The sequence below is a fragment of the Psychromonas sp. genome (assembly GCF_047632995.1).
Lineage (GTDB): Bacteria > Pseudomonadota > Gammaproteobacteria > Enterobacterales > Psychromonadaceae > Psychromonas.
Window position 1 is genome coordinate 1 of the sequence record NZ_JBLIEK010000180.1, and the last position, 5,131, is coordinate 5,131.

5 protein-coding genes are annotated in these 5,131 nt (G+C 36.9%); 2 read left to right on the forward strand and 3 right to left on the reverse strand.

All coding sequences use genetic code 11. The features are described from left to right. The coding region (locus tag ACJAT7_RS17660; protein WP_415228113.1) for a glycosyltransferase at positions 1-905 on the forward strand (905 nt) is incomplete at its 5' end. Between the two features lie 491 nt (positions 906-1,396). On the opposite strand, the gene ACJAT7_RS17665 is transcribed toward ACJAT7_RS17660, so the two are convergent. Continuing rightward, entirely contained in the window at positions 1,397-1,813 is a 417-nt protein-coding gene (locus ACJAT7_RS17665) for a hypothetical protein (protein WP_415228114.1), read from the reverse strand. Between the two features lie 40 nt (positions 1,814-1,853). On the opposite strand from ACJAT7_RS17665, the gene ACJAT7_RS17670 reads away from it, so the two are divergent. Continuing rightward, a complete protein-coding gene (locus tag ACJAT7_RS17670) occupies positions 1,854-3,434 on the forward strand; it encodes a hypothetical protein (RefSeq protein ID WP_415228115.1) in 1,581 nt (526 codons plus the stop codon). A 163-nt stretch (positions 3,435-3,597) separates the two neighbouring features. Here the strand turns inward: ACJAT7_RS17670 and ACJAT7_RS17675 are convergent, their stop codons facing one another. Both ACJAT7_RS17675 and ACJAT7_RS17680 read right to left on the reverse strand, forming a co-directional pair. Then, complete coding sequence (locus ACJAT7_RS17675) at positions 3,598-4,464, reverse strand: class I SAM-dependent methyltransferase (protein ID WP_415228116.1); 867 nt, start codon at positions 4,462-4,464, stop codon at positions 3,598-3,600. A gap of 97 nt (positions 4,465-4,561) precedes the next feature. Further along, positions 4,562-5,131: DegT/DnrJ/EryC1/StrS family aminotransferase (locus ACJAT7_RS17680; RefSeq protein WP_415228117.1), on the reverse strand; the 570-nt coding region annotated here is incomplete at its 5' end.

The following is a 5,131-nucleotide window of genomic DNA, read 5'->3' on the forward strand; positions in this document are numbered from 1 at the left end:
CGATAAAACGCTTTGAGCATGAACACATATTTGCTTTTAAATTAAATTCCGCAAGAATTTTTGAAAATTCAAAAATATTTGATCTTGTTAAAGATTTGAAGAAAACGTTCGATTTAGATGATATTGAAAGTAAAGCAAGATACCGTTTTGCCCTAGCGAGTAAAAAGAAAATAGGCTTAAAATTATTCCTAATGGGATTAATAGAATCATTAAAACTCAGGCGCATTGAAACTAAAGCTTTTAATTTTTTCGACAACATATTGATTTGTTCTAGTACAGACCAGAAAGAATTAAAAAAACGACACAGACAAGGCAATTTCTACATTATTCCTAATGTTGTTGATGAAGTAAACGCTCTCACTATTGAGGAAAATACGACTCAAACACGATTGTTATTTGTTGGCACAATGCAATATGGTCCCAATAATGAAGCAGCAATACATTTTGTTAAAAATGTATTTCCTATTATATCGACCTTATCATCAAAGAAATTTATTTTAGATATTGTTGGTTATCACCCATCTGAAGAGATTTTAAGTTTTGCAAAAGATCCAAGCATATTTGTACATGGTGGCGTAAGCTCAGTTAAGTCCTATTATCAGCAAGCTGATATTGTGATTGCTCCTATATTAACAGGCGGTGGTACACGGATAAAAATATTAGAAGCGATTATGTTTGGGAGACCGGTAATTTCAACAACTATTGGTGCTGAGGGCTTAGATTTAGTTAATAAAAAAGAGATCCTCCTGGCAGATAATCCTATAAATTTTGCACAAGTGATCATTGAACTTAGTGAAAACAAGGCAATGGCTAATGATATAAATATCCATGCGATAATAAAGCTCGAAAAATTATATACACAAAAAGCATTATTCGAGCTGTATAAAACACTTTTCCAAAAATAAGCAGCATAAATTGAATAATAAAATATTATAAGAGCACAGTTAAGCCTTACGCTTAGATGTAATCGTAGTCTAACTGCATGTTCTAGGGCAACAGTCTTATTTAGTTGAAATGTGTACGACGTTTAATCACACAGTGTGACCAGCATCCTCAATCACTTTGAGGCGGTGATGATTATAGATGGCCATAATAATATCTAATTCTCACGGCACGCCTACACAGGTGTGAGGCCGCTAGTAGGTGACGTGATGCCAGACCAGACCCAAAAAGCCAATCATTCATCTTTAGTTTGTATTCACGAATCAATTAAAACAGTTACACACCGGGCAACGCTAGTTTACTTACCTTGGCAATGAACGAATACGATGGCATGATTGTTTCGTCGCTGGGCTGAATGTAAAGTGACAATGCTTTGTGAATTTTGTTGAGGCTAAAATCATTCGGCCGAGTTGATCTAAATAACTACAAAAAGGAATCGTCGTACCATGGGAACTTACCAGAAATCAATCTTCAGCATATTGCCAATACTATTGGCAATATTTCTAATTTCTGGGGCAAATTCGGCAATGCACTCAATCGCTAATGAAGCGTTTGTTCCTTCAGTATTAATATATTCTTCAATTTTCGGAATGGTTTGTGTGCTGTTTGGCAATATATTTATTACCTTGCTTCGAATTCCAGTTATCGAAGTATCTCCGTTTAAGAGTGTCCTCAGTTTATGGCTTATCGGTTTTATACTGGTGAGTTTTGCTTTGATGCTCATGGCGTTCACTACAACAAATGAGATAGGCGTAAATTTTTGGATACTGGCAATAGTTGGCTTTCTTATAACATCTGCACCAACTGTTTCTAAAACACTACTTAGCTCGAACTTTTCCAAATTCGATTTTATAGCCCTCATGTTGATCATATGTGGTTCCGTAATATGGTCTCAAGAAAACCTTCGCGCAATGTCTATTGATGAGCACATTGTCACATTTCATCCTTGGTATGATCTATATTTTCATGCCTCTAAAATTGATATTTTTGCGAATTCTACTGGTATGAATGACTTATCTGATCAATTTCATTCTGGTCGCCCGTTACCGTTATATCACTATGGTAGCTATATGGCTTCTGCATTGATTTCGAATTTATCTGGAGTCACTGCTTATCCAATTGCTGCGGGTTGGTATGCGCCGGTAGGCTTTATATTGACTGGGTTAGCAGCTTGGACATTAGGTTCGAGTACAATGGGGTCGTATGGGGGACTGGGTGCGGTTTTTGCAGTAACCTTATTGCCTGATCCATCATTTTATAAACTTGGCAATGGCTGGACCAGCTACTACTTTTTTCAGACAGTAGGTATAGGTGGCGCATATGCTACCGCTATTCTAGCCTTGGCATGGGCATTTTTATTCCGGTTTTTAGAAAGTTCAAAGATAAGATATATAGTGGTCGCATTTATATTTGCTGGTTTTAGTGCCTTATTTAAGTCGACAATATTTGTGGCCTATTCCTTTTTACTTCCCTTATTCGCTATAGTATTCTTTAAAGGCTTTTCAAAACACCAAAAGCTGCTTTATTTATTCTGCGCATTAGCAATTTTAGCGGTGGCGGTAGAAGTGCTAGAGTATGTTCCAACTGCCCCGACTTTGACACTATCCACCAGTGGCGCTGAAGCAAATTTCAATCAGATTATCCGGTCCTTCGGGCAAAATATTACCTCATTACATGCGGCTATAAAGGACATTGTTACCTTAAGTCCAAGTGTCCTAGTAATGTTTGCTCCTTTATTGATAACAAGTGCTACCTATGGCTTGGTATTACCTCTTGCGGCTTTTGTTTTTATAATTTCACTTCGCGGGAATGTTGCTAAGCCATGGCTATATTTCCCAATATTCATCCTCCTTAATCACGCGATAGTGTCTCTCCTTCTCGCTCCTAATATTTCTCCAAGGGGCGATCTCTTTGAGATAATTCACAAAACATTCGTATGGCCGTATTTTGCTATTTCTATATGGGCCTTTGCAAATGTTGCAAACATTCTGAGTGAGTTCAGGACCCTTACAAATAAACTCACAACAAGTGCTTTTATCCTAGTATCAAGCATCACCGCCCTGTATTGCGGAAAAAACGTACAGTCCAACATGTCTTTTTCTAAGGGAAACGTAAATAGAACCATTTCACGAGGTCTTTATGATATTGGGGTGTATCTTCGAGAGAGGTCAAATAAGAATGACGTTCTTCAAAATGAGAATAATTATTATGATATGGAGCTAACAGCGATTAGTGGTGTCGATAGTTATATATTGACGCCTTACTACAGGGTTAGTCAAAAGCGCAGCGAAGAAGAAAACGAAAGGATAAATGATGTTGAAAAATTGCTTAAGTTAGATAAATCTACTGATGTTATCGCTGGAGCGACGGTGCTAGGCATAGATTGGCTCATACTCAGCCCTTCTTTTAAATTCGGTTGGAAAAGTGAAATGTCCCCGGTGTACAGCTCAAATGGCTACGAGCTTTATCTTTTGAATGATAGTCAACAATAGGCGTGAGGAAAAACATTCCAACTTTACAATGACTTTTTCCTTTTTATACAATGGTATTGCAATTGAAATCCTCACGTAATTAAACCTTTTCAAACTTAAACGTTTATCATTTCTAACGAGTTTAGTCATAAAATTCTCTACATGACGCAGAACTTAAGTGCTGTTAAGAATTTTTTGCAACAATAAGACAACTTCCTCCAAATGACATGGATTTCCCAATGTTCAGAGTATCGATCTCCGAATGTAAGCTTAAATCAATTAAATTGGACAATACTCCGCCTTCAACAGCATGGTCACGTGAAGTAACATTATTCATTTTATCTTTCTTTGCTAGCCCCAATTTGAAGGGGATAGTTCGTAAAAGAAAAATAGGGATAGGAAGGTATTTAAATATATAAGAGGCAAATTCAATTTTAAACCCGGCCAATTGAAGAACACTTAATATACTATTTAATTTATACCGTCTAAAGTGCCCAGCAGTAACATCCTCTAAAGACCAAAGAAAAGAATAAGAAGGTACGGTTACATAAAGGCAAGCATTTTTCTTCATTAATTCCTTTACAGATTTTAGAAAGTTAAGGTCGTCTTCAATATGCTCAATAACATCAAACAAGCCAACAGCCGACAATGAATTCGGGGTGAACTTTGCGGTTTCTGTTGTTGCACAAATTACATTTGATATGCCTCTTTTTTTTGCATTGGAAGCGCCAACTTTACCTGGCTCTAACAAAGCTACATTGAAACCTGCATTTGCTAGTCCCAATGAAACAAAACCATTACCGCCCCCAATATCGAAAATTGTTCCGTTGTTTTCTGGGGGGTAAGATTTTACAACAGAAGCGATACAGTCGTTCCGATGTCTAAACCAAAAAGAATTATCTTCAACAGCAAAACAGGCTTCATTACCGTCAGATGGATAAGATAAGTTTTTAGTTTCTGCGCTATACCAAATTCCATCATGTCCCAATTCAAGCCCAGTACTAATGGATTTTATATCTATCACAATTACCTCTCTATATATTATCGCCATCCCCCCTCTTTCAGATGAAGCAATTAAAGGTTAGGGCAGTTAGTGTTTGTTTTTGTGTTTGTTTTTGTTTTTATTTTTATTTTTATTTTTATTTTTATCATTCATAAAAACTTTTTACGTTATTGACTATTCGTGATAACTCAGATGTTGTGATGCCATAAAATAATGGCAATCTGAGTAGTCTTTCACTATGTGAGGTTGTAATATTGTCTTGTCCAAAAAACACACCAAACCGCAATCCAGCCTTTGAGCTATGTAGTGGAACATAGTGAAATACTGCGCCAATTTCTGCTTTACGCAAGTGGGCAATTAATGCAGTACGTTCCTCTAAATCACGACATTTCAGATAAAACATATGTGCAATATTTGTTGCATATTCCGGAATGGTAGACATTTCAATATGACCTTTTTTCGCTAACCCTGCCAATTCCTTGGCGTATACCTCCCAACTAGCAACGCGGTCGTTTTTGACATCATTGATTAATAAAAGTTGCCCATATAAATAGGCTGCCTGTATTTCTGAAGGCAAATAGCTTGAGCCTATATCTATCCAGGAATATTTATCTACACTACCTCGAAAAAACTGATTACGGTTGGTGCCTTTTTCGCGGATGATTTCGGCCCGTTCAAACATTGACAGATCATTAATGAGTAAAGCCCCGCCTTC

Coding starts and splice junctions, on each gene's coding strand:
- ACJAT7_RS17665 (WP_415228114.1), bottom strand. CDS start 1,813: ATGATCAACATGAGGGCTATAAAATCGAATTTGGAAAAGTTCGAGCTA.
- ACJAT7_RS17670 (WP_415228115.1), top strand. CDS start 1,854: ATGTCTATTGATGAGCACATTGTCACATTTCATCCTTGGTATGATCTA.
- ACJAT7_RS17675 (WP_415228116.1), bottom strand. CDS start 4,464: ATGGCGATAATATATAGAGAGGTAATTGTGATAGATATAAAATCCATT.